The sequence below is a fragment of the Streptomyces sp. NPDC043726 genome (assembly GCF_056436565.1).
Genome location: NZ_JBWKCI010000004.1, coordinates 560,036 through 578,023, shown reverse-complemented (window position 1 = coordinate 578,023; position 17,988 = coordinate 560,036). Strand labels below are relative to the sequence as shown.

Sequence of the window (17,988 nt, the reverse complement as noted above, 5' to 3'; positions counted from 1 at the left end):
GTCGTCCGCGCATCACGCACCAGGTGGGCGGAGGTCAAAACCCAGCGCCCGCCGACCTGGTATCCCGATCCACGCCGCCAGTGGCCCCGACCGGGGGACACGACCAGTCGCGCCACCTTTTCCGAGTTCAGCACAACTCCTCACTCCGCGCGGCGAGTTCCATCAACCGGTCCTTACCCCCACCGCAGATCTGTCACTCGATCCGGCGGATTCGGCGTAGGAGAACCCATGTGCCGCCTGTGATGAACTAATGTCGCCAAGGTAGTCGTAAACCGCATGAAATATCTTAAAGAGCGAAATGGATGGGCCCATGGACAAGTCCGGAGTCGAGTCCGAGCTGATCGACCTCAGTGGGGTTCCGTTGGAGTCCTGGCCCTCTCTTCCGCTTCCGGCCGCCGACGGCTCGCTGCGGCGGCTGCTCGGCCGTATCGACGACCCGGCCAGCAGCCTCGGTGGTTACAACCCGCAGCGCGACGAAGCGTGACCGGCGCGCACGTTCTCGCCGGCGAGACCTTCGAGGAGTTGCTCGGCGGCGGGGGCGGGCCCGCGGCCGTGGACGCGCTCCGGGCGAGCGAGCGCAGCTGGCGGCTGCTGGTCGTACGCGCCCTGCTCGACGCCTGTCCCGACGATCCGCCCCTCGACGCCTGGCAACTCCTGCTGCGCGCCCGCGCGGTTGACGAGGCCGCCTTCGAGGAACTGCTCGCCTACCCGGCCGTCGGGGTGTGGGCCGCCCACACCCTGCGGCGGCTGCGCGGCACGGCACCCGGTGACACGCCCCCGGACACCGGATACCTGTACGCCGTAGCGGCGAGCGCGGCGATCCGCGCCGGGCTGGACTTCCGTACCGCCATCCCCGTACGCGACGGCTGGGCCGTACTGCCCGCCCTCGGGGCGATGCGGGCGGCCGGTGCGTCGGCGGAGGTCTCCGCCGCAGGGGGGCGGGTGCTGGTCGGCGGCCGGGTGCTGGGCGGGGCGGACTGGCATCCGCTGACCCGGCTGCGCGCCGACGGCTGCGCGCTGGTTCTCGACGACGCCGATCCCTATCGCACCCTGCGCACCCCCGTGCCCACCGAGCCCGTTGCGGACGAAGACTGGCAGGAGCTGTTCGCCGAGGCCTGGGAGATTCTGCGCGGGCTCGACGCGGAGGCGGCCCGGGCGCTGGGCGGCGGTCTCGTCGCCGTCGTCCCGCGACCGCGTGCCGAGCGGTTCCGCCCGCACAGCGCGTCCTCCGGGGACGCCTTCGGCGCCGCCCTCGCCTCCGTCCCCGACGACGGCGAGCAGTTCGCGTCGACGCTGGTGCACGAGTTCCAGCACAACAAACTCAGCGCCTTCATGCACCTGTTCACCCTCTACGACGACCAGGGCGGCGGTCGGCGGCTGTACTACGCGCCGTGGCGGGACGATCCCCGGCCGCTCGGCGGGCTGCTGCAGGGCGTGTACGCCTTCTTCGGGGTCACCGGGTTCTGGCGGCGGCGCGAACATCCCCTCGGACGCTTCGAGTTCGCGCTGTGGCGGGAGCAGACCGCGCACGCCCTGCGGGGCATCGGAGCGGCCGAGGGGCTGACCGGGCTGGGGCGCCGGCTGGTGGGCGAGCTGGAGCTGCGGCTGGTGCCCTGGCGGGCGGAGGCCGTGGACGAACCCGCCCGGAGCGCCGCCGAGTTGGCGGTGGCTGACCACCGGGCGCTCTGGCGTGCGTATCACCTGCGCCCCGACCCGCGGGTGGTACGCGCACACGCGCAGGGCCTGCCGGTGGACGGCGGTGGGGCCGAGCTCGTCCCCGGCAGCCCCGCGCGGGGCTTCGACACGCGCGCGGTGCTGCTGCGGTGGCTGCTGGCCGACCCCGCGGGCTTCGACGCGCTGCGCGACAACCCCGGCGCCACCGTGGAGGGGGCGCGGCCCGAGGACGTCGCCCTCGTCGGCGGGGAGCCGGAGGAGGCCTTGCGGGCCTACCGGGAGCGGATCGTGCGCGGGGCCGGCGATCCCGAGACCTGGGTGGGCCTCGGGCTCGCGGCGCGGGCGGCCGGGGAGCCGGCGGGCGAGGCGCTGCTGGCCCGGCCGGAGCTGGTCATGGCGGTGCACGCCGAACTCGGCCCGGACGCCGACCCGTTGGCGACGGCCCTGCTCACCCGCCCAGCTTGAACAGTGCCTCGTCCGTCAGCCGGTACACCGTCCACTCGCCCTGCGGGCGGGCGCCCAGGGACTCGTAGAAGGCGATGGACGGGGCGTTCCAGTTCAGGACGGACCACTCCAGGCGCTGGTAGCCGCGCTCGACGCAGATCCGGGCCAGCTCGGTGAGCAGGGCCTTGCCGTGGCCGGCGCCGCGGGCGGTGGGGCGGACGTAGAGGTCCTCCAGGTAGATGCCGTGGACACCGCGCCAGGTCGAGAAGTTCAGGAACCACAGGGCGAAGCCGACCGGTTCGCCGGTCGTGTCGTCGACGGCCAGGTGCGCGTAGGCGGCGGGGCGGTCGCCGAAGAGGGCGTCGTGGAGCTGTTCCTCGGTCGCCTTCGCCTCGTGCGGGGCCTTCTCGTACTCGGCCAGCTCGCGCACGAGGGTGTGGATGACGGGGATGTCGGCGGGGGTCGCGGTGCGGATCATGCGGTGAGGTTAACCCCGGTGCGCGCGCAGGCGGGTGGCGATGTCGAGGTGCTCGGGGAGGGGCGGGTCGCCGTCCTCGATCTGCCACACCGAGTTCTGCAGCACCCGGCCCAGCGTCCAGGCGCGCGCCCGGGACCGGTCGAGGCCCAGGACCTCCGTCATCGCGTCGAAGCGCCAGCACGTCTCGTCGGGGTCGAAGCGGTTCCACAGGGCCGGGAACAGGTCGAAGCCGGGGTCGCCCGCGAGGGGCTTGGGGTCGATCGCGAGCCAGGGGGCCCGGTCGGCGGCGAGGACGTTCTCGAAGTGCAGGTCCCAGTGGAGGAGCCGGTCGCCGGGCTCGGCCGCCACCTCCCGTACCGCCGCCGCGCAGTCCGCGAGCAGCCGGCGTACGGCCGGATCCCCGACCTCGGGGAGGACGTCCTCCGCGTCGTCGAGGAGCTCGGGGGCCAGGTCGGCCAGGCGGCGGAGTTCCGGTGGGGCGGGGCCGGCGGTCAGGTGGGCCAGGAGGCGGGCGATGACCAGGGTGGCCTCGCGGGTGTCGGGGAGGTCGGCCAAGTGCCGTGTGGAGTCCAGGCGTTCGAGGAGCATCGTGCCGGTGTCCGGGTCGTGGCCCAGGAGGCGGGCGGCGCCGTCGCCGTTCCAGGCCCGTAGCGCGACCGGCTCTCCCACGGTCTCGTCGTCGACGTCCTGGAGCTTGAGCACGGCGGGGGTGCCGTCGGGCCGCCGTACGGGCAGGACGAGGGCGACCTGGCCGCGCATGGGTGGGCCGTCGCGCCGGAGGTCCCACCGGTCGAGGAAGTGCGCGGCGCGTTCGATCATGGGCCGACGGTAGTCGGGTTCCCGGGGCGCGGGCCATCGGAAAACCACGGAATCCGAAGGAGACAGTGGCCGTCGGCACGGGTTAACGTCCCGGCCATGAGCAGCTCGGTCAGCGATGTCGTCAACGGTGGCATCTCCTTCTGGTACGCGGACGATGGCCTCCCTGCGGTGCGGGAGCCGCTGCCCGGGGACGCCTCGGCGGATGTGGTGATCGTCGGGGGCGGGTACACGGGTCTGTGGACCGCGTACTACCTGAAGAAGGCGGCGCCCTTTCTCCGGATCACCGTCCTGGAGCAGAAGTTCTGCGGGTACGGCGCCTCCGGGCGCAACGGTGGATGGCTGTACAACGGGATCGCGGGGCGGGACCGGTACGCGGCGCTGCACGGGCAGGAGGCCGCGGTGGCGCTTCAGCGGGCCATGAACCGGACGGTGGACGAGGTCGTCGCCGTGGTGGCGGAGGAGGGTTTCGACGCCGGTGTGCACAAGGGCGGGGTGCTCGAAGTCGCGCGTACGCCCGCGCAGTTGGCCCGGCTGAAGGCCTTCCACGAGGCGGAGCTGGCCTTCGGGGAGAAGGACCGGGAGCTGTACGACGCCCGGGAGACCGCCGAGCGGATCCGGGTCGCGGACGCGGTGGGCTCGTCGTGGACTCCGCACGGGGCGCGGGTGCATCCGGTGAAGCTGGTGAAGGGGCTCGCGGCGGCGGTGGAGGCGCTGGGCGTCGTGATCCATGAGCAGACGCCGGTGACGGAGATCCGGCCCAAGCACGCGGTGACGCCGTACGGGACGGTGCGGGCGCCTTATGTGCTGCGGTGCACCGAGGGCTTCACGGCGGCGCTGAAGGGGGAGCGGCGGACGTGGCTGCCGATGAACTCCTCGATGATCGCCACCGAGCCGTTGACGGAGGCGCAGTGGGAGTCCGTGGGGTGGGACGGGCGGGAGACGCTCGGGGACATGGCGCACGCGTACATGTACGCCCAGCGGACCGCTGACGGGCGGATCGCGCTGGGCGGTCGTGGAGTGCCGTACCGGTACGGCTCCCGGACCGACAACGACGGGCGGACGCAGGGCGCGACGATCGAGGCGCTGCGGGAGATCCTGCTCGGGTTCTTCCCCTCGCTCGCCGGGGTGCGGGTGGAGCATGCCTGGTCGGGAGTACTGGGTGTGCCGCGGGACTGGTGCGCGACGGTGACGCTGGACCGGGGTACGGGTCTTGGCTGGGCCGGTGGGTATGTCGGGTCCGGTGTGGCTACGGCGAATCTGGCGGCGCGTACTCTGCGGGATCTGGTGCGGCTGGACTCGGGGCAGGGCGGCCGCACCGAGCTGACGGATCTGCCGTGGGTGGGACACAGGGTGCGCAAGTGGGAGCCGGAGCCGTTGCGGTGGCTCGGGGTGCAGGGGATGTACGCCGTGTACCGGGCGGCGGACCGGCGGGAGACGTCCTCCCACAGCGCGGAGTCGTCGCGGCTGGCCCGGTGGGCGGATCGGGTGGCGGGGCGGGGCTGAGCGGTACGGGGGTGGCATTGACCAATCAAGTGCCGCGTCATGCCGTCTGTCGGCCGCGGCACCGTCCTGGCTGGTCGCGCGGTTCCCCGCGCCCCTGGGGAACCGCGGCCGGGTTGGCGGTGCAGTTCCGCCTCTACGGCTCCAGGACCACCTTGCCCGTCGTCGCCCTCGATTCCAGGGCGCGGTGGGCGGCCGGTGCCTCCGCGAGGGGGTAGCGCTGTACCGCCGGGCGGAGGTGGCCCTCTGCGGCCTGGGTCAGGGCTCGGAGTTCCAGGGTGCGGATCGGGTTGGGGCCGCCCGCCTTGCTCAGCATCACCGGGCCCAGGACCTCTTCCGTGACGCCCTCGACCACGTACGGCTCGCCCGCGTTCAGGCCCTCCGCCGACCAGCCGAAGACGACGTGCTTGCCGTTTGGGCCGAGGAGGGCCACCGAGTCGCGGGCCGCGTCCCCGCCCACGCCGTCGAAGACCACCGTGGCCTCGCGGCCGCCCAGCCAGGCGCGGACCTTCTCCGGCCAGTCCGGCTCCTTGTAGTCCACGGCCAGATCGGCGCCGTTCGCCCGGACCCCGGCCACCTTCTCCGGACCACCGGCCAGGCCGATCACCGTCGCGCCCGCGTTCTTGGCGTACTGCACGAGCAGCGTGCCGATGCCGCCCGCCGCGGCCGGGACGACGGCCACCGAGTCCGGGCCCAGCTCGGCGAACTGCAGGATCCCCATCGCCGTACGGCCTGTTCCGATCATCGCGACCGCCTCCGCGAAGTCCAGGTTCTCCGGGATCTCGTGCAGGCGGTCGACGTCGGTGACGGCCAGTTCGGCGTAACCGCCAGGGGTGAAGCCCAGGTGCGCCACCACCCGCTTGCCGAGCCAGAGTTCGGCCACGCCCTCGCCGAGGGACTCGACCACGCCCGCGACCTCCCGGCCCGGGATCGTGGGCAGGGGCGTCGGGGCGGGCGCCGGGCCCCGCATGCCCTCGCGCAGGGCCGCGTCGAGGAGGTGGACACCGGCCGCGGCGACCGCGATCCGGACCTGGCCGGGGCCCGGTCGGGGGTCCTCGACCTGCTCGTAGGTGAGGTTCTCGGCCGGGCCGAAGGCGTGCAGACGGATGGCGTGCATCGGGTCCCCCATCGGAGTGGTGTGCTCTTTCCGGGGCCTACTCTTCAACCTCAAGCATGCTTGAGGTCAAGCGCCGCCGTCCGGCCCAGCGCCAGCGACACGGCCGTCAGCGCGCTGTTGAAGGACACCTCGGACAGCACCCCGGGCGCCGCCACCTGGTCGCCCGCCAGGTAGACCCCGTCCCCGCGGTCGATCGCCGGGCGGTCCCGCCAGCTCGTGCCGGGCAGGTCCACCGCGCCGGTACGGCCGTTCGCGAGGGCCTCCCGCCGCCAGGTGACCCGGTCCCGCCAGCCCTCGAAGGCGAGGTCCAGCAGCTGCTCGGCACGGCCGATCCCGGCGGCCTTCGACTCCTCCGGGCCCAGCGGGATCTGTCCCTGGATCAGGCTCTCGCCGGCCGGCGCGAGTGTCCGGTCCTGCGCCGTGAACCGCTCGATCCAGCCCGGGTGGTCCAGGTCGGAGACCGCGAAGGCGTCGCCGCGCCGGGTGCGTACCGCCAGGTCGATCAGGGCCGTACGCCCGCTCGTCCAGGTCAGGCTGTCGTCCTTCAGCAGCCGCCGGGCGGAGTCCAGGGAGGTGGCGACGACGACCGGGGTGTCGGTCGGCAGCGTGTCGACGCGGGACAGGGTCTCCATCCGGACCCCGAGATTCCAGGCGTGGTCGGCCATCCGCCCGATGACGCTGCCCCAGCCGCCGCGCGGGTAGTGCGCCTCCGGCGGCAGCTTGGTCGCGCGGCGCAGCCGCTCCTGCACGAAGGCGGCGGACAGCGCGCCCGGGTCGTGGTGGAAGAGGGCCACGGCGGAGTAGTGGGCGGCCGCGCGGGCGCCTTCCTCGCCCGCGATCCCCGTCGCCCAGCTCAGGAAGTCCGCGTCGACCGGCGCCTGCGGCAGCCCGGGGCGCAGCAGCTTGAGCAGGCCGAAGGGCGGGGTGCGGCGCAGCGTGCCCTTGTGCCGCAGCCGCAGCCGCGCCGCCTCTAGGGGCGGGAGCGGGGCCAGCCGGCCGATCAGATCGCGCTGCTTGAGCCAGGCCCAGTGCGGACCGCCGTTGTAGAGGGCGTGCGGGCCCTCGTTCGTCCGGTACGGCCCTTCGGCGGTCCGCGCCCGTCCGCCCAGCGAGTGGTGGGCCTCGTACACGGTGACCTTGGCGCCCGCCTCGGCGGCGGTGATGGCCGCGGCGAGTCCGGCGAAGCCGCCGCCGACGACGGTGATGCGGTGCATAGGGATCTCCCTCTGCTCGGGTGGCCTGCTGCGTGGTGGCCCTTGCTACGAGTACGACGCACCGAGGCCCGTGAAATGTGACATCGGCCGGGTTTTCGCAGGTCAGAGCCGGGTGGGGGGCGAGTAGGGGGCGTTGTCAGTGGTGGGGTGCACCATGAGGGCATGGCGACTGCGGAGCGTGGCGGTACGACGGTGAAGGCGGCCCGGCGCCCCGAGGTGCGGCTTCCTGCCCTGGAGGCGTGCACCGGGGGGCTCGAGCCGGACGGTGACTACGACGGGCTGGAGTTCCGGGAGGCGGATCTCGCCGGGCAGGACGGCGGCGGCGCCCGTTTCATGGACTGCGCGCTCAGAGCGTGCGTGCTGGACGAGACCCGGCTCACCCGCGCCCGCCTCCTGGACTCGGTGCTCAGCGCTCCGCGCGGGGTCGGCACGGACCTCGCGGAGGCGACCTTGCGGGACGTGGAGCTGCTCGACGCCCGCCTCGGCGGAGTCCAGCTGCACGGCGCCGTCCTGGAGCGGGTCCTGATCCGCGGCGGCAAGATCGACTACCTGAACCTGCGCGCGGCCCGCCTCAGAGACGTCGTCTTCGAGAACTGCGTCCTGGTCGAGCCGGACTTCGGGGGCGCCACGCTGGAGCGGGTCTCGTTCCCGGGCTGCGTGCTGAAAGGGGCGGAGCTGAGCGGGGCGACCCTGAGGGACGTGGACCTCAGGGAGGCGGCGGCACTGGAGCTCGCGGGCGGGGTGGACCGGCTGTCGGGTGCGGTGATCAGCACGGGGCAACTCCTCGATCTGGCACCGGTGCTGGCGGGGGCGCTGGGGATCCGGGTGGCGGACTGACGGGGCTGGGTCAGGGTCAGGCCAGGGGCTGGGTCAGCAGGCGGAGTCAGCGGCTGTGGCTGCGCTGGGTCAGCAGGCGGAGTCAGCGGCAGCGGCTGTGGCTGCGCTGGGGGGAGGAGCGGGCCGGAGGCGGCGGCAGCGCGAGGGGGCCGAGCAGGGTGGATTCAGCGGCGGCCGGGGGAGCGGGGGCAGTGCGAGGGGGTGAGCGGGGCGGAGGCGGCGGGGGCGGTGCGAGGGGGCCGAGCAGGGGTGGAGGCAGCGGCAGCCGGAGGCGGCGGAGATAGTGCGAGGGGGCCGAGCAGGGGCGGAGGCAGCGGCGGCCGGAGGAGCGGGGGCAGTGCGAGGGGGTGAGCCGGTCGCAGTCAGCGGAGGCAGCGCGAGGGGGCCGAGCGGGGCGGAGGTAGCGCGGCGGTCGGGGGAGCGGAGGTCGGGGGCGGGTCAGGGCAGGCGGGGGAAGCGGGCCTGGAGGGTCCAGATCGCCGGGTTCTCGGCCAGGTCCTCGTGCAGATCGCACAGGTCGGCGATCAGGTCGTGCAGGAAGTCCCGTGCCTCGCGCCTGAGCTCCGCGTGCGAGAAGCTCAGCGGTGCCTCCTCCGCCGGCATCCAGTCCGCCTCGACGTCCACCCAGCCGAAGCGGCGCTCGAAGAGCATCCGGTCGGTGGACTCGGTGAAGTCCAGCTCCGCGTGCTGTGGGCGGGACGCCCGGGAGCCCGCCGGGTCCTGGTCCAGACGCTCCACGATGTCGCACAGGGCCCACGCGAAGTCGAGCACCGGTACCCATCCCCAGGCTGTGGACAGCTCGCGGTCCTCCTTGGTGTCCGCGAGGTAGACGTCGCCGCAGAAGAGGTCGTGGCGCAGGGCGTGGACGTCCGCGCGGCGGTAGTCCGTCTGCGGGGGGTCCGGGAAGCGGTTGGAGAGGGCGTAGCCGATGTCGAGCACGGGGTGATGGTGTCATGCCCTCGTAGGATCGCGATCGTGTACCGGTCCGTCCGTATCGCCCCCTTGCTGCTGGCCCTCGCCCTGACGGCGTGCGGCGGTGGCGACCGTCACGGCAGTCCCGGTGCCGCGGGGCTCGGCGATCCCTACTTCCCCGAGGCCGGCAACGGCGGCTACGACGTCCGGCACTACTCGCTGGACCTCGACTACGACCCCGCCTCCCGCCGCCTCTCCGGTACCGCCACCGTCACCGCCCGGGCCACCCAGGACCTCTCCGCCTTCGACCTGGACCTGCACGGGCTGTCGGTCGACGAGGTCACCGTCGAGGGTGAGCGGGCCCGCTGGAGCCGTGAGGACCAGGAACTGATCGTCAGCCCGCCCGCCCCGCTCCCCGACGGCGAGACCTTCGAGGCGCGCGTCCGCTACCACGGCACCCCCCGGACCATCACCGACCCCGACGGCTCGGCGGAAGGCTGGCTGCCCACCTCGGACGGTGCCCTCGCGCTCGGTGAACCCACCGGCTCCATGGCGTGGTTCCCCGGCAATCACCACCCCTCGGACAAGGCGTCGTACGACATCGAGGTGACCGTGCCGAAGGGCGTGGCGGCCGTTTCCAACGGGGAGCCCGCCGGTCAGCGCACCCGCGAGGGCCGTACGACCTACACCTGGCGGGCCGCCGAGCCCATGGCCAGCTATGTCGCCACGCTCGCGATCGGCGACTACGACATCCGGCGCGGCACGGCCGGCGGCGTGCCGGAGTACACCGCCGTCGAACCCGGCGCGGCGGAGTTCGGCGACGAACTGCCCGACGTCATGGAGTGGGCGGAGTACAACTTCGGGCCGTACCCCTTCTCCTCCACCGGTGTGATCATCGCCGGCGCGGGCGACTCCGACTACGCCCTGGAGACCCAGAACCGGCCGGTCTTCCCCGGTGTCCCCGACACCGAACTGCTCGTCCACGAGATCGCCCACCAGTGGTTCGGCAACTCCGTCACGCCGAGGACCTGGCGGGACATGTGGCTCAACGAGGGCTTCGCGACCTACGCCGAGTGGCTGTGGGAGGAGGACCAGGGCGGCGACAGCGCGCAGATGACCTTCGAGGCGTTGTACGACAGCGACGACGCCGATCTCTGGGCCTTCCCGCCCGCCGAGCCGCCCGGCGCCGAGCACATCTCGGACCGGCCGGTCTACGACCGGGGCGCGATGGTCGTCCACAAGATCCGGCAGGCGGTGGGCGACGAGGCCTTCTACGACCTGGTCCAGGGCTGGACCGCCGGCCACCGTCACGGGAACGCGGACACCGACGACTTCACCGCGTACGCGGAGAAGCGGGCGCCCGACGTGGACTTCAGCCGCGTCTGGGACGACTGGCTGTACGGAGACGGGAGGCCGGACCGCCCCTGAAATCGGTCCGGCCCCCCGTGCGGGTCAATTGACGTCGCGCCGGACGACGAGCTTCTCGCGCGCGCCGAGGACACAGGTGGGGCACAGAGTCGCGGCGGGCCAGGAGAGGGTGTCACTGGAACCACCCTGTTTGACAGAGCGCGGTCTAGACTTTACGGGTTCGTGTCCGAAAGCCGTTTCCGGCGGTCCGTCATCCGGATGCCTCCCACTCCGTCAGCAGCCGTGCCAGCTCCGGCGGCCAGACCGGCTCCGGCTCGTCCATCAGCTGCTCCCTCGTCCACCAGGCCCAGGTGAGGATGCCGTCCTGAGCGTGGGCGGCGGCGAGTTGGGGGCCGGTCGGTTCGCGGTGCGGGCCGGGGGTGACGTAGATGTGCTCGTGCTGGCGGACGGGGGTCCCGGTCCCGGAGTGCGTGAAGTCGTGCTCCCAGGTGCAGAGCAGCGGGCCCGGTGCCAGGTCCGTCCAGCCCGTCTCCTCGCGGAGTTCGCGCAGGGCGCCCTCGCGGGGGCTCTCGTCGGCCTCCAGACCACCGCCGGGCAGGGCCCAGTGGACGCCGACCTCGACGTTGTCGTAGCGGAAGAGGAGGACCGAGCCCTCCGGATCGACGACGGCGACCCGGGCGGCGCGGCGCGGGGTGCGCAGCGTTTTGCGCAGGACCGCGCAGGGGCGGTGCAGCCGGAGGTCCTCGCGGTGGTCGACGACCTCGTAGCCGAGGGCGGTCCAGAAGGCGAGGGCCCCGGGGTTGTTCCGGAGGACGGCGAGGCGTACGGCGGTACGGCCGGACGCGCGGAAGCGGTCCTCGACGCATTGGGCGATCCGGCGGCCGTGACCGCGCCCGTGCAGGCTCGCGTCCACCATCAGCAGGCCGATCCACGGGTCCGGGTCGGCCGGGTCGGGGTGGTGGGCGAGGGTGATGACGATTCCCACGAGTCGCCCCTCGGCACGGGCGAGCAGCACCTCCGCGTCCGGATGCGCCAGCTCCTCGGCCAGCGCCGCCGCCACCTGATCCGGCCGGATGTCGTCCGGGTCCGGGAAGTCCCCGCTGAGCGCGTGGAATTCACGGTTCGCGGCGTGGAGAGCGGTCAGCTCGGTCAGCAGCGGGGCCGGGAGGTCGTGGTCCGGGGTGCGGGGCAGGGGTTCGAGGATCATGCCGGGGACGCTACTGCGACACGACCGAACCCCCGGCCGGAACCGGGGGTTCGGGTGCGTCGGACGTCCGGACGGATCCGTCAGACGTTGACGCCGAAGTCCTGGGCGATGCCGACCAGGCCGGAGGCGTAGCCCTGGCCCACCGCGCGGAACTTCCACTCCGCGCCGTTGCGGTACAGCTCGCCGAAGACCATGGCCGTCTCCGTCGCCGCGTCCTCGGACAGGTCGTAGCGCGCGATCTCGGCGCCGCCGGCCTGGTTGAGGATGCGGATGTAGGCGTTGCGGACCTGGCCGAAGTTCTGCGAGCGGTTCTCGGCCTCGTAGATCGAGACCGGGAAGACGATCTTGTCGACGTCCGCGGGCAGGCCGGCGAGGTTGACGTTGATCGCCTCGTCGTCGCCCGCGCCCTCGCCGGTGCGGTTGTCACCGGTGTGGACGATGGTCTGGTCCGGCGTCTGCTTGTTGTTGAAGAAGACGAAGTGGGCGTCGGAGTAGACCTTGCCCTCCGTGTTCACCGCGATGGCGGAGGCGTCGAGGTCGAAGTCCGTGCCGGTGGTGGTGCGGACGTCCCAGCCGAGGCCCACGGTGACGGCGGTCAGGCCCGGAGCCTCCTTGGTGAGCGAGACGTTGCCACCCTTGGACAGGCTTACAGCCATTGTTGGGAGTCCCTTCCCTCGTAGTGCGTACGAGCACGAAGCTACAGCTACCCCTGATAACGCGGAGCGGGTACGTGAGGTTCCAGCTCGCTTTACTTTCTTTACTCGGCCACTCGGGGCACATATTCGCGTGACGTGGTCCGGTCAGACACGCCACCATGGACGGCATGTCCGGTCCTTATCCCGTCCGCGGCTCCGTCTCGCTCCCCGAGGCCGAGCTCATGTGGCGTTTCTCGCGGTCGTCGGGGCCCGGCGGACAGCACGTCAACACCAGCGACTCCCAGGTCGAGCTGCGCTTCGACCTCGCGCGCACCGAGGCACTGCCCGAGGTGTGGAAGCGGCGGGCGCTGGAGCGGCTCGCCGGACGCCTGGTCGACGGCGTCATCACGGTCCGCTCCTCCGAGCACCGTTCCCAGTGGCGCAACCGGGAGACGGCGGCCGTGCGCCTCGCGGCGCTGCTCGCCGAGGCCACGGCACCACCGCCCAAGCCGCGCAAGCCGACCCGCATCCCCCGGGGCATCAACGAACGCCGGCTGCGGCAGAAGAAGCAGCGCTCGGACACCAAGCGGGGGCGTTCGGGGCGCGACTGGGGATAGCGGGACGGCCGGCTGTCACGCCCGCGGTCACCTCTGCGGCCCTCCTGCCCGGCCCCTTCAGGCGCTCAGCTTCAGCACCCCGACCGTCTGGCCCCCGCTCGTCTCCCCGTTCGGCTCGAAGCCCAGGCCCAGGTAGAAGCCCTCCGGGCCGGTCGGGCCCGGGTGCCAGGTGACGTACATCTCGCTTCCGCCCCGGCGGCGGATCTCGTCCGCCACCGCGTCGACCGCGAAGCGGCCGTAACCCCTGCCCTGTTCGGCCGCCGCGATGTTCAGGCGCCACAGGCCGGAGCGGATGACGGTGCCGTCGCCCTTCCAGTCGATGTCCAGGAAGGCCATCACGAAGCCCACCGTGCGCTCGGCGTCGAGGATCAGGCGGGGCCAGGCGACGCCGGGCCACACATAGGCCTCGGCGAGTGAGTGGGCGACCGGCTCGACCGCGTGTTCCTGATCCGGGCGGATCCGGATCGCGATCGCGTCCTCGACATTCTTCGGTGTGAGGGATTCGAGGCGGAGGCCGTTCGTCGTCATGTGCGCACCATAGGACGCGAGTTCACTCTCCGTCAGCTGAATTCCCGTTCAGTCCAATTGGCGATAGCGACCGCGGAAATAGGTCAGCGGGCCGCCCTCGGCGCTCGGTAGCCGGGCCGTCAGAACGCGGCCGATGACCAGGGTGTGGTCGCCCGCGATCACCCGCTGCTCGGTCCGGCACTCCAGTTGCGCCAGCGCACCCCCGACCAGTGCGGCACCGGTCGCCTCGCCACGGACGTACGGGATGTCCTCGAAGAGGAGGCGGTCGCTGATGCGGCCCTTCATCGCGAAGCGGCCGGCGATGTGCCGCTGGCTCTCGGAGAGGACCGAGACCGCCCACAGGGGCTGCTCGTCGAGCAGGTCGTCCATGCGCGCGCCCGTGCGCAGACTGACCAGGACCAGGGGCGGGTCGAGGGAGACCGACATGAACGCCGTGGCCGTCATGCCGACGTCCTCGCCCTTCGGCCCGTCCGCCGCCAGCGGGGGCTCGAAGGCGGTCACCAGGACCACGCCCGCGGCCAGCCGGGACATGGCGGCGCGGAACTCGTCGTTGCTCACCCCCTCAGCATGCCCGGCGAGGGGCGGCGCGGTGATCGGGGCGGGCGGGGCGGGGGGAATGTTCGGCACGCGGGAAACGCTAATCTCCGCCGCGCGGCCGCCGCATCGGGCCCGGGTCCGAGGAGGGACCTAGGACCTTCGGCGGACTCTGTGGCACCCTTGCGTGATCCTTCGCCCGATGCACAAAGTTTGCGTTCAGTAAACGCACAGGAAAAACGCAGAAACACCGCTCAATTGTTCATCTTTCGCTGTGACTTGAGTCACAAGGGGCAGTAATTGTTGACCCTGTGTACCGAGTGGGCAGCGCGCTGTGATTCAGTGGCGGGGAACCTTCATCAAGAACGGCAAGGGCACCCGAAGGAAAAGACGCCGAAGAACAACCCTTGATTCGCTGCGAGGTCTCGGGGGGAGGGCGACATGGAGACCGAGTCGGAGCCGTACGTCCGTCTTGCGACCCTGCGACAACTGCACCAGGTCATGGCGGACATGAACACCGCGCGCAGCCTGGCGGACACACTGCAGACCGTCGCCGACGGCGTCGTCACCGGCCTGGGCTACGAGCTGGCGTGCGTCAACCTGGTCCGGCCCGACGGCGACCTCGTCGTCGCCGCCCTCGCCGGCAACCCCGCCGCCGAGGCCCTGATCACCGGCCGCACCGGCTCCCGCGAGTCCTGGGAGCGCCGGCTCGCCATGGGCGAGCACTGGGGCGACCTGGTGTTCATACCGCACACCGAGGGCTGGGTCCTCGACGACGACGACGTCCCGCAGTGGTACACCGACGGACCCGCGCCCCGCTTCGAGGACGAGTGGCACCCCTCGGACCGGCTCTTCGCGCCCATGTACACCCCGGGTGTGCACGGCGGCGCCAGCGGCGAGCTGATCGGCGTCCTGTCCGTGGACCGGCCGCGCAACGGCAGGCTGCCGGGCGCGTGGGGGCGCGAGGCCCTGCAGATGTACGCCTTCCAGGCCGCCATCGCGATCAGCAACGCGCGTCTACGTGCGAATATGCAGCGGGCACTGGTCAGGCTGGAGCGGGACCAGCAGGCGCTGCGGGCCAGCGAGGAAAGCTTCAGGCAGGCCTTCGAGTACGCCCCCTCCGGCATGGCCATCGCCGAGATGGGCGGCGACCAGCACGGCCGCATCCTGCGGACCAACGACGCCCTGTGCCGCCTCCTCGGCCGCCCCGCCTCCGCGATGCGCCGCTACTCCTTCTCCGACCTGGTCCACCCCGAGGACATCGGGACGCTGCTGCGGACGTCGGCGGAGGGCGGGCGCGCGGAGCTCCGCCTGGGCCGCCGCGACGGCACCTATGTGTGGGTGTCCCTGCGCAACAGCGTCGTCGCCGACGCGGCCGACGGACCGCGGTTCCTGCTCACCCACGTCGAGGACATAGAGGAGCGCAAGCGGCGCGAGCTCCAGCTCGCCCACCGCGCCTCCCACGACTCCCTCACCGGCCTGCCGAACTCCGCCGAGCTGCGCTCCCGCCTGTCCTCGCGGCTGTGCCAGCGGTCCACCCAGGCGGGCGCCCTGGAGTCGGTCGACGCGGCCTTCGGCCACCCCGCCTTCGACGTCAACGGCCACGGCTTCGACTTCCGGCCCGGCGCCGAGTCCTTCGACGGCTACGACCACCATGTGCACACCGTCGCCCCCGAGAGTGAACATGACGACGGCACCAAGGGGCTCGCGGTGCTCTTCTGCGACCTCGACGGCTTCAAGTCGATCAACGACCGGTTCGGGCACAACGCGGGTGACGCGGTCCTCATCGAGGTCGCCCGGCGGCTCTCCCGGGGCGTCCGGGACGGCGACACGGTGGCCCGGCTCGGCGGTGACGAGTTCGTGGTGCTGGCCGACGGACTCGGCCGTGCCGACGCCCAGGACCTGGCCGTACGCCTGCGCAACGAGATCATCCAGCCGATCCGGGTCGACGGCCGCGCCATGCGGGTGGGGGCCAGCTTCGGGATCGGGTGGGCACACTGCGGCATGACCGCGGACGAGGTGCTGAAGTCCGCCGACGAGCGGATGTACGTAGAGAAACGATCTCGTCCCAAACAGCACAGACGCGCGGGATGAATGCCAGGTCAGTGAGTTGATGCGGTCTGAGTCACCCGTTTGGGTCAGCCGGAGCGGGTAGGCTCGCCCTTCGTCACACGTACCGCAACAGCCCCGCACCTGGTGAGGAGACCAAGGGATGACGTCCGGCAACAACGGCGGCACCACGCCCGAGGACGACGACCCGTTCGGCTACCTCTACGCCGACGGGCAGGCCAATGGGGCCCAGCCGCCGTCCGGTGGCTACGGCTACCCGAACTCGGTGAACCGGGTGCGCTCGGTCGGCCAGCGGCAGTACGGCCAGCAGACGGCTCCGCAGGTGCCGCAGCAGCAGGGCGCGTACGGCCAGCCGAACACGCACTACGCGGCTCCGGAGACCTTCCCGGGCGGCGCCCAGACCACCGTGTCGCCGAGCCCGTCCTACAACGGCGGCGGCGGTGGCCGCGGGCGCGGCCCGAACACCAAGGGCCTGCTGATCGGCGCCGTCGCGGTGGTCGCCGCGGTCGTCATCGGCATCGCGGTCGCGATGGCGGGCGGCGACGACGGCGAGGGCGGCACCGACAACCAGGCCGACTCCACCCCGACCCAGACGGAGAGCACGGACCCGACCCCTTCGCAGGGCAGCAGCGCGGAGGAAGAGGCGGATCTGCCGGAGTCGGACGCGAAGGCGCTGCGCCTCTCGGCCGGAGTGACCGTGGCCTCGGACGTGCAGGGCGCCAACGCGGGCTCCTACGTCACCGGCCTCAACCAGCCCGGCGCCTCGGTCACCTGGACGGTCGACGGCATCCCGAAGGACGGCACCTACACGCTGTTCACGCGCTTCAGCACCACCGACGAGGACCAGTCGATGACGCTGACCGTCAACGGCAAGCCCTTCGGCAGCAAGCTGAACCTGGGCAACTTCACCCACACCAAGGGCGGCGACTTCTCCAAGGGCTGGACCGAGACCTACGCCTGGCCCACCCTCAACAAGGGCACTAACACCATCGCGATCTCCTGCGGTGACGGTGACAAGTGCAACGTCCTGCTGGACCAGCTGTGGATCAAGGAAGGCCAGGTCAAGGGCTAGTTCAGGCCGCGCTGGCCTCCTGAGCGACGGCCACCCGGCCCAGCAGGTCCTCGTAGGCCCGGCGGTCGAACTCCCCCGCCACCGGTGCCAGTACGCTCGCCGTCGACAGGGCCGTCGCGCGGGTCAGGCGGGTCGGCCAGGGGAGGTTTTCGACCAGGCCCGACAGGAGGCCCGCGACCGCCGCGTCGCCCGCGCCTGTCGGGTTGCCGTGCAGGGTGGCTGGTGGGGTCGCGCGCCAGCGGCCCTCCGGCGTGTGGGCGAGCAGGCCCCCGGCGCCCAGGGAGGCGACCACCGCGTGGGCCCCGCGTCGGCGGGCGTCCTGGGTGGCGCGCAACGGCTCGTGGGAACCGGTCAGTTCGGCCAGCTCGTCGGCGTTGGGCTTGATGATGTCGGGGCGGGCGGCGACGGCCCGGCGCAGCGGTTCGCCGCTGGTGTCCAGGAGGACCGGGACGCCCGCCGCACGTGCCGCGCGGACCAGCCCCGCGTACGCGCCCACCGGCACGCCCGGCGGCAGGCTGCCGCACAGGGCCACCGCGTCGGCGGCGGCGAGCAGTTCGTCGTAGGACCGCTGGAAGGCCGACCACTCGGCGGGGGTGACGAGCGGGCCCGCCTCGTTGAGCTGTGTGGTGTCGCCGGTCAGTTCGTCGACTATCGCTATCGTGCGGCGCGTTGGGCCGGTGAGCGGGACGAGCGCGTCGCGCACCCCTTCGACGGCGGTCAGTTGCTCGCGCACCACGCGGCCCGTGGCGCCGCCCACGAAACCGGTGACGGTCACCTCGTGACCGAGGGCCGCCAGCACCCGTGCCACGTTCAGGCCCTTGCCGCCGGGGCGTTCGAGGACCTCGGAGACCCGGTGCGAGGTGTGCGGGCGCAGGGCCCGTACGCGGTACGTGATGTCGAGAGCGGTGTTCAGCGTGACCGTGAGGATCACCCGGGCCGACCTCCCCCGAAGTAAGTGGTGC

18 protein-coding genes are annotated in these 17,988 nt (G+C 72.4%); 8 read left to right on the top strand and 10 right to left on the bottom strand.

Translation table 11 applies throughout. The annotated features are described in order from the left end of the window. Positions 1–310 precede the first annotated feature (310 nt). Positions 311–484 carry a hypothetical protein gene (locus AC068Z_RS14820; RefSeq protein ID WP_478555077.1) on the top strand — a complete coding sequence of 58 codons (174 nt, stop codon included), beginning with the start codon at positions 311–313 and terminating at the stop codon, positions 482–484. Further along, the gene (locus tag AC068Z_RS14815; protein WP_478555075.1) at positions 481–2,139 is read left to right on the top strand and encodes an HEXXH motif domain-containing protein; all 1,659 of its coding nucleotides are present in this window, start codon (positions 481–483) and stop codon (positions 2,137–2,139) included. Before AC068Z_RS14820 ends, AC068Z_RS14815 begins: the two co-directional genes overlap by 4 nt. Here AC068Z_RS14815 and AC068Z_RS14810 read toward each other — a convergent pair. Both AC068Z_RS14810 and AC068Z_RS14805 read right to left on the bottom strand, forming a co-directional pair. Continuing rightward, complete coding sequence (locus tag AC068Z_RS14810; protein ID WP_478555073.1) at positions 2,123–2,596, bottom strand: N-acetyltransferase family protein; 474 nt, start codon at positions 2,594–2,596, stop codon at positions 2,123–2,125. The genes AC068Z_RS14815 and AC068Z_RS14810 overlap by 17 nt on opposite strands. A gap of 9 nt (positions 2,597–2,605) precedes the next feature. Further along, positions 2,606–3,415 (bottom strand): aminoglycoside phosphotransferase family protein, encoded by an 810-nt coding sequence (locus tag AC068Z_RS14805; RefSeq protein ID WP_478555071.1) that lies wholly within the window; start codon positions 3,413–3,415, stop codon positions 2,606–2,608. Positions 3,416–3,511: 96 nt separating this feature from the next. Between AC068Z_RS14805 and AC068Z_RS14800 the strand changes: the two genes are divergently transcribed. Next, positions 3,512–4,918 (top strand): NAD(P)/FAD-dependent oxidoreductase, encoded by a 1,407-nt coding sequence (locus AC068Z_RS14800; protein WP_478555069.1) that lies wholly within the window; start codon positions 3,512–3,514, stop codon positions 4,916–4,918. A 133-nt stretch (positions 4,919–5,051) separates the two neighbouring features. Here AC068Z_RS14800 and AC068Z_RS14795 read toward each other — a convergent pair whose 3' ends face one another. Both AC068Z_RS14795 and AC068Z_RS14790 read right to left on the bottom strand, forming a co-directional pair. Continuing rightward, positions 5,052–6,032 (bottom strand): zinc-binding dehydrogenase, encoded by a 981-nt coding sequence (locus AC068Z_RS14795; RefSeq protein ID WP_478555067.1) that lies wholly within the window; start codon positions 6,030–6,032, stop codon positions 5,052–5,054. 50 nt (positions 6,033–6,082) lie between these two features. Continuing rightward, on the bottom strand, positions 6,083–7,246 hold the full coding sequence (locus AC068Z_RS14790; RefSeq protein ID WP_478555065.1) for an NAD(P)-binding protein: 1,164 nt from the start codon (positions 7,244–7,246) through the stop codon (positions 6,083–6,085). Positions 7,247–7,408: 162 nt separating this feature from the next. On the opposite strand from AC068Z_RS14790, the gene AC068Z_RS14785 reads away from it, so the two are divergent. Further along, positions 7,409–8,083, top strand: coding sequence for a pentapeptide repeat-containing protein (locus tag AC068Z_RS14785; protein ID WP_478555063.1), 675 nt, complete (start codon positions 7,409–7,411; stop codon positions 8,081–8,083). A 438-nt stretch (positions 8,084–8,521) separates the two neighbouring features. Here AC068Z_RS14785 and AC068Z_RS14780 read toward each other — a convergent pair whose 3' ends face one another. Beyond that, positions 8,522–9,022 carry a hypothetical protein gene (locus AC068Z_RS14780; RefSeq protein ID WP_478555061.1) on the bottom strand — a complete coding sequence of 167 codons (501 nt, stop codon included), beginning with the start codon at positions 9,020–9,022 and terminating at the stop codon, positions 8,522–8,524. Between the two features lie 6 nt (positions 9,023–9,028). Between AC068Z_RS14780 and AC068Z_RS14775 the strand changes: the two genes are divergently transcribed. Next, positions 9,029–10,423, top strand: a complete 1,395-nt coding sequence (locus AC068Z_RS14775; RefSeq protein ID WP_478555059.1) for a M1 family metallopeptidase — start codon at positions 9,029–9,031, stop codon at positions 10,421–10,423. 190 nt (positions 10,424–10,613) lie between these two features. Here AC068Z_RS14775 and AC068Z_RS14770 read toward each other — a convergent pair whose 3' ends face one another. Both AC068Z_RS14770 and AC068Z_RS14765 read right to left on the bottom strand, forming a co-directional pair. Then, positions 10,614–11,570 carry a bifunctional GNAT family N-acetyltransferase/NUDIX hydrolase gene (locus AC068Z_RS14770; RefSeq protein ID WP_478555057.1) on the bottom strand — a complete coding sequence of 319 codons (957 nt, stop codon included), beginning with the start codon at positions 11,568–11,570 and terminating at the stop codon, positions 10,614–10,616. 80 nt (positions 11,571–11,650) lie between these two features. Next, complete coding sequence (locus tag AC068Z_RS14765) at positions 11,651–12,226, bottom strand: TerD family protein (RefSeq protein WP_478555055.1); 576 nt, start codon at positions 12,224–12,226, stop codon at positions 11,651–11,653. Positions 12,227–12,384: 158 nt separating this feature from the next. On the opposite strand from AC068Z_RS14765, the gene arfB reads away from it, so the two are divergent. Continuing rightward, complete coding sequence (gene arfB / locus AC068Z_RS14760) at positions 12,385–12,822, top strand: alternative ribosome rescue aminoacyl-tRNA hydrolase ArfB (protein WP_478555053.1); 438 nt, start codon at positions 12,385–12,387, stop codon at positions 12,820–12,822. Between the two features lie 57 nt (positions 12,823–12,879). On the opposite strand, the gene AC068Z_RS14755 is transcribed toward arfB, so the two are convergent. Together AC068Z_RS14755 and AC068Z_RS14750 are read right to left on the bottom strand one after the other, a co-directional pair. After that, on the bottom strand, positions 12,880–13,350 hold the full coding sequence (locus tag AC068Z_RS14755; RefSeq protein ID WP_478555051.1) for a GNAT family N-acetyltransferase: 471 nt from the start codon (positions 13,348–13,350) through the stop codon (positions 12,880–12,882). Between the two features lie 48 nt (positions 13,351–13,398). Next, positions 13,399–13,977 (bottom strand): flavin reductase family protein, encoded by a 579-nt coding sequence (locus AC068Z_RS14750; RefSeq protein WP_478555049.1) that lies wholly within the window; start codon positions 13,975–13,977, stop codon positions 13,399–13,401. A 348-nt stretch (positions 13,978–14,325) separates the two neighbouring features. On the opposite strand from AC068Z_RS14750, the gene cdgB reads away from it, so the two are divergent. Further along, the gene (cdgB, locus tag AC068Z_RS14745; RefSeq protein ID WP_478555047.1) at positions 14,326–15,978 is read left to right on the top strand and encodes a diguanylate cyclase CdgB; all 1,653 of its coding nucleotides are present in this window, start codon (positions 14,326–14,328) and stop codon (positions 15,976–15,978) included. A 118-nt stretch (positions 15,979–16,096) separates the two neighbouring features. Further along, positions 16,097–17,026 (top strand): carbohydrate-binding protein, encoded by a 930-nt coding sequence (locus AC068Z_RS14740; RefSeq protein WP_478555045.1) that lies wholly within the window; start codon positions 16,097–16,099, stop codon positions 17,024–17,026. A gap of 1 nt (position 17,027) precedes the next feature. On the opposite strand, the gene AC068Z_RS14735 is transcribed toward AC068Z_RS14740, so the two are convergent. Further along, the gene (locus AC068Z_RS14735; RefSeq protein WP_478555043.1) at positions 17,028–17,957 is read right to left on the bottom strand and encodes a 1-phosphofructokinase family hexose kinase; all 930 of its coding nucleotides are present in this window, start codon (positions 17,955–17,957) and stop codon (positions 17,028–17,030) included. Positions 17,958–17,988: the final 31 nt, after the last annotated feature.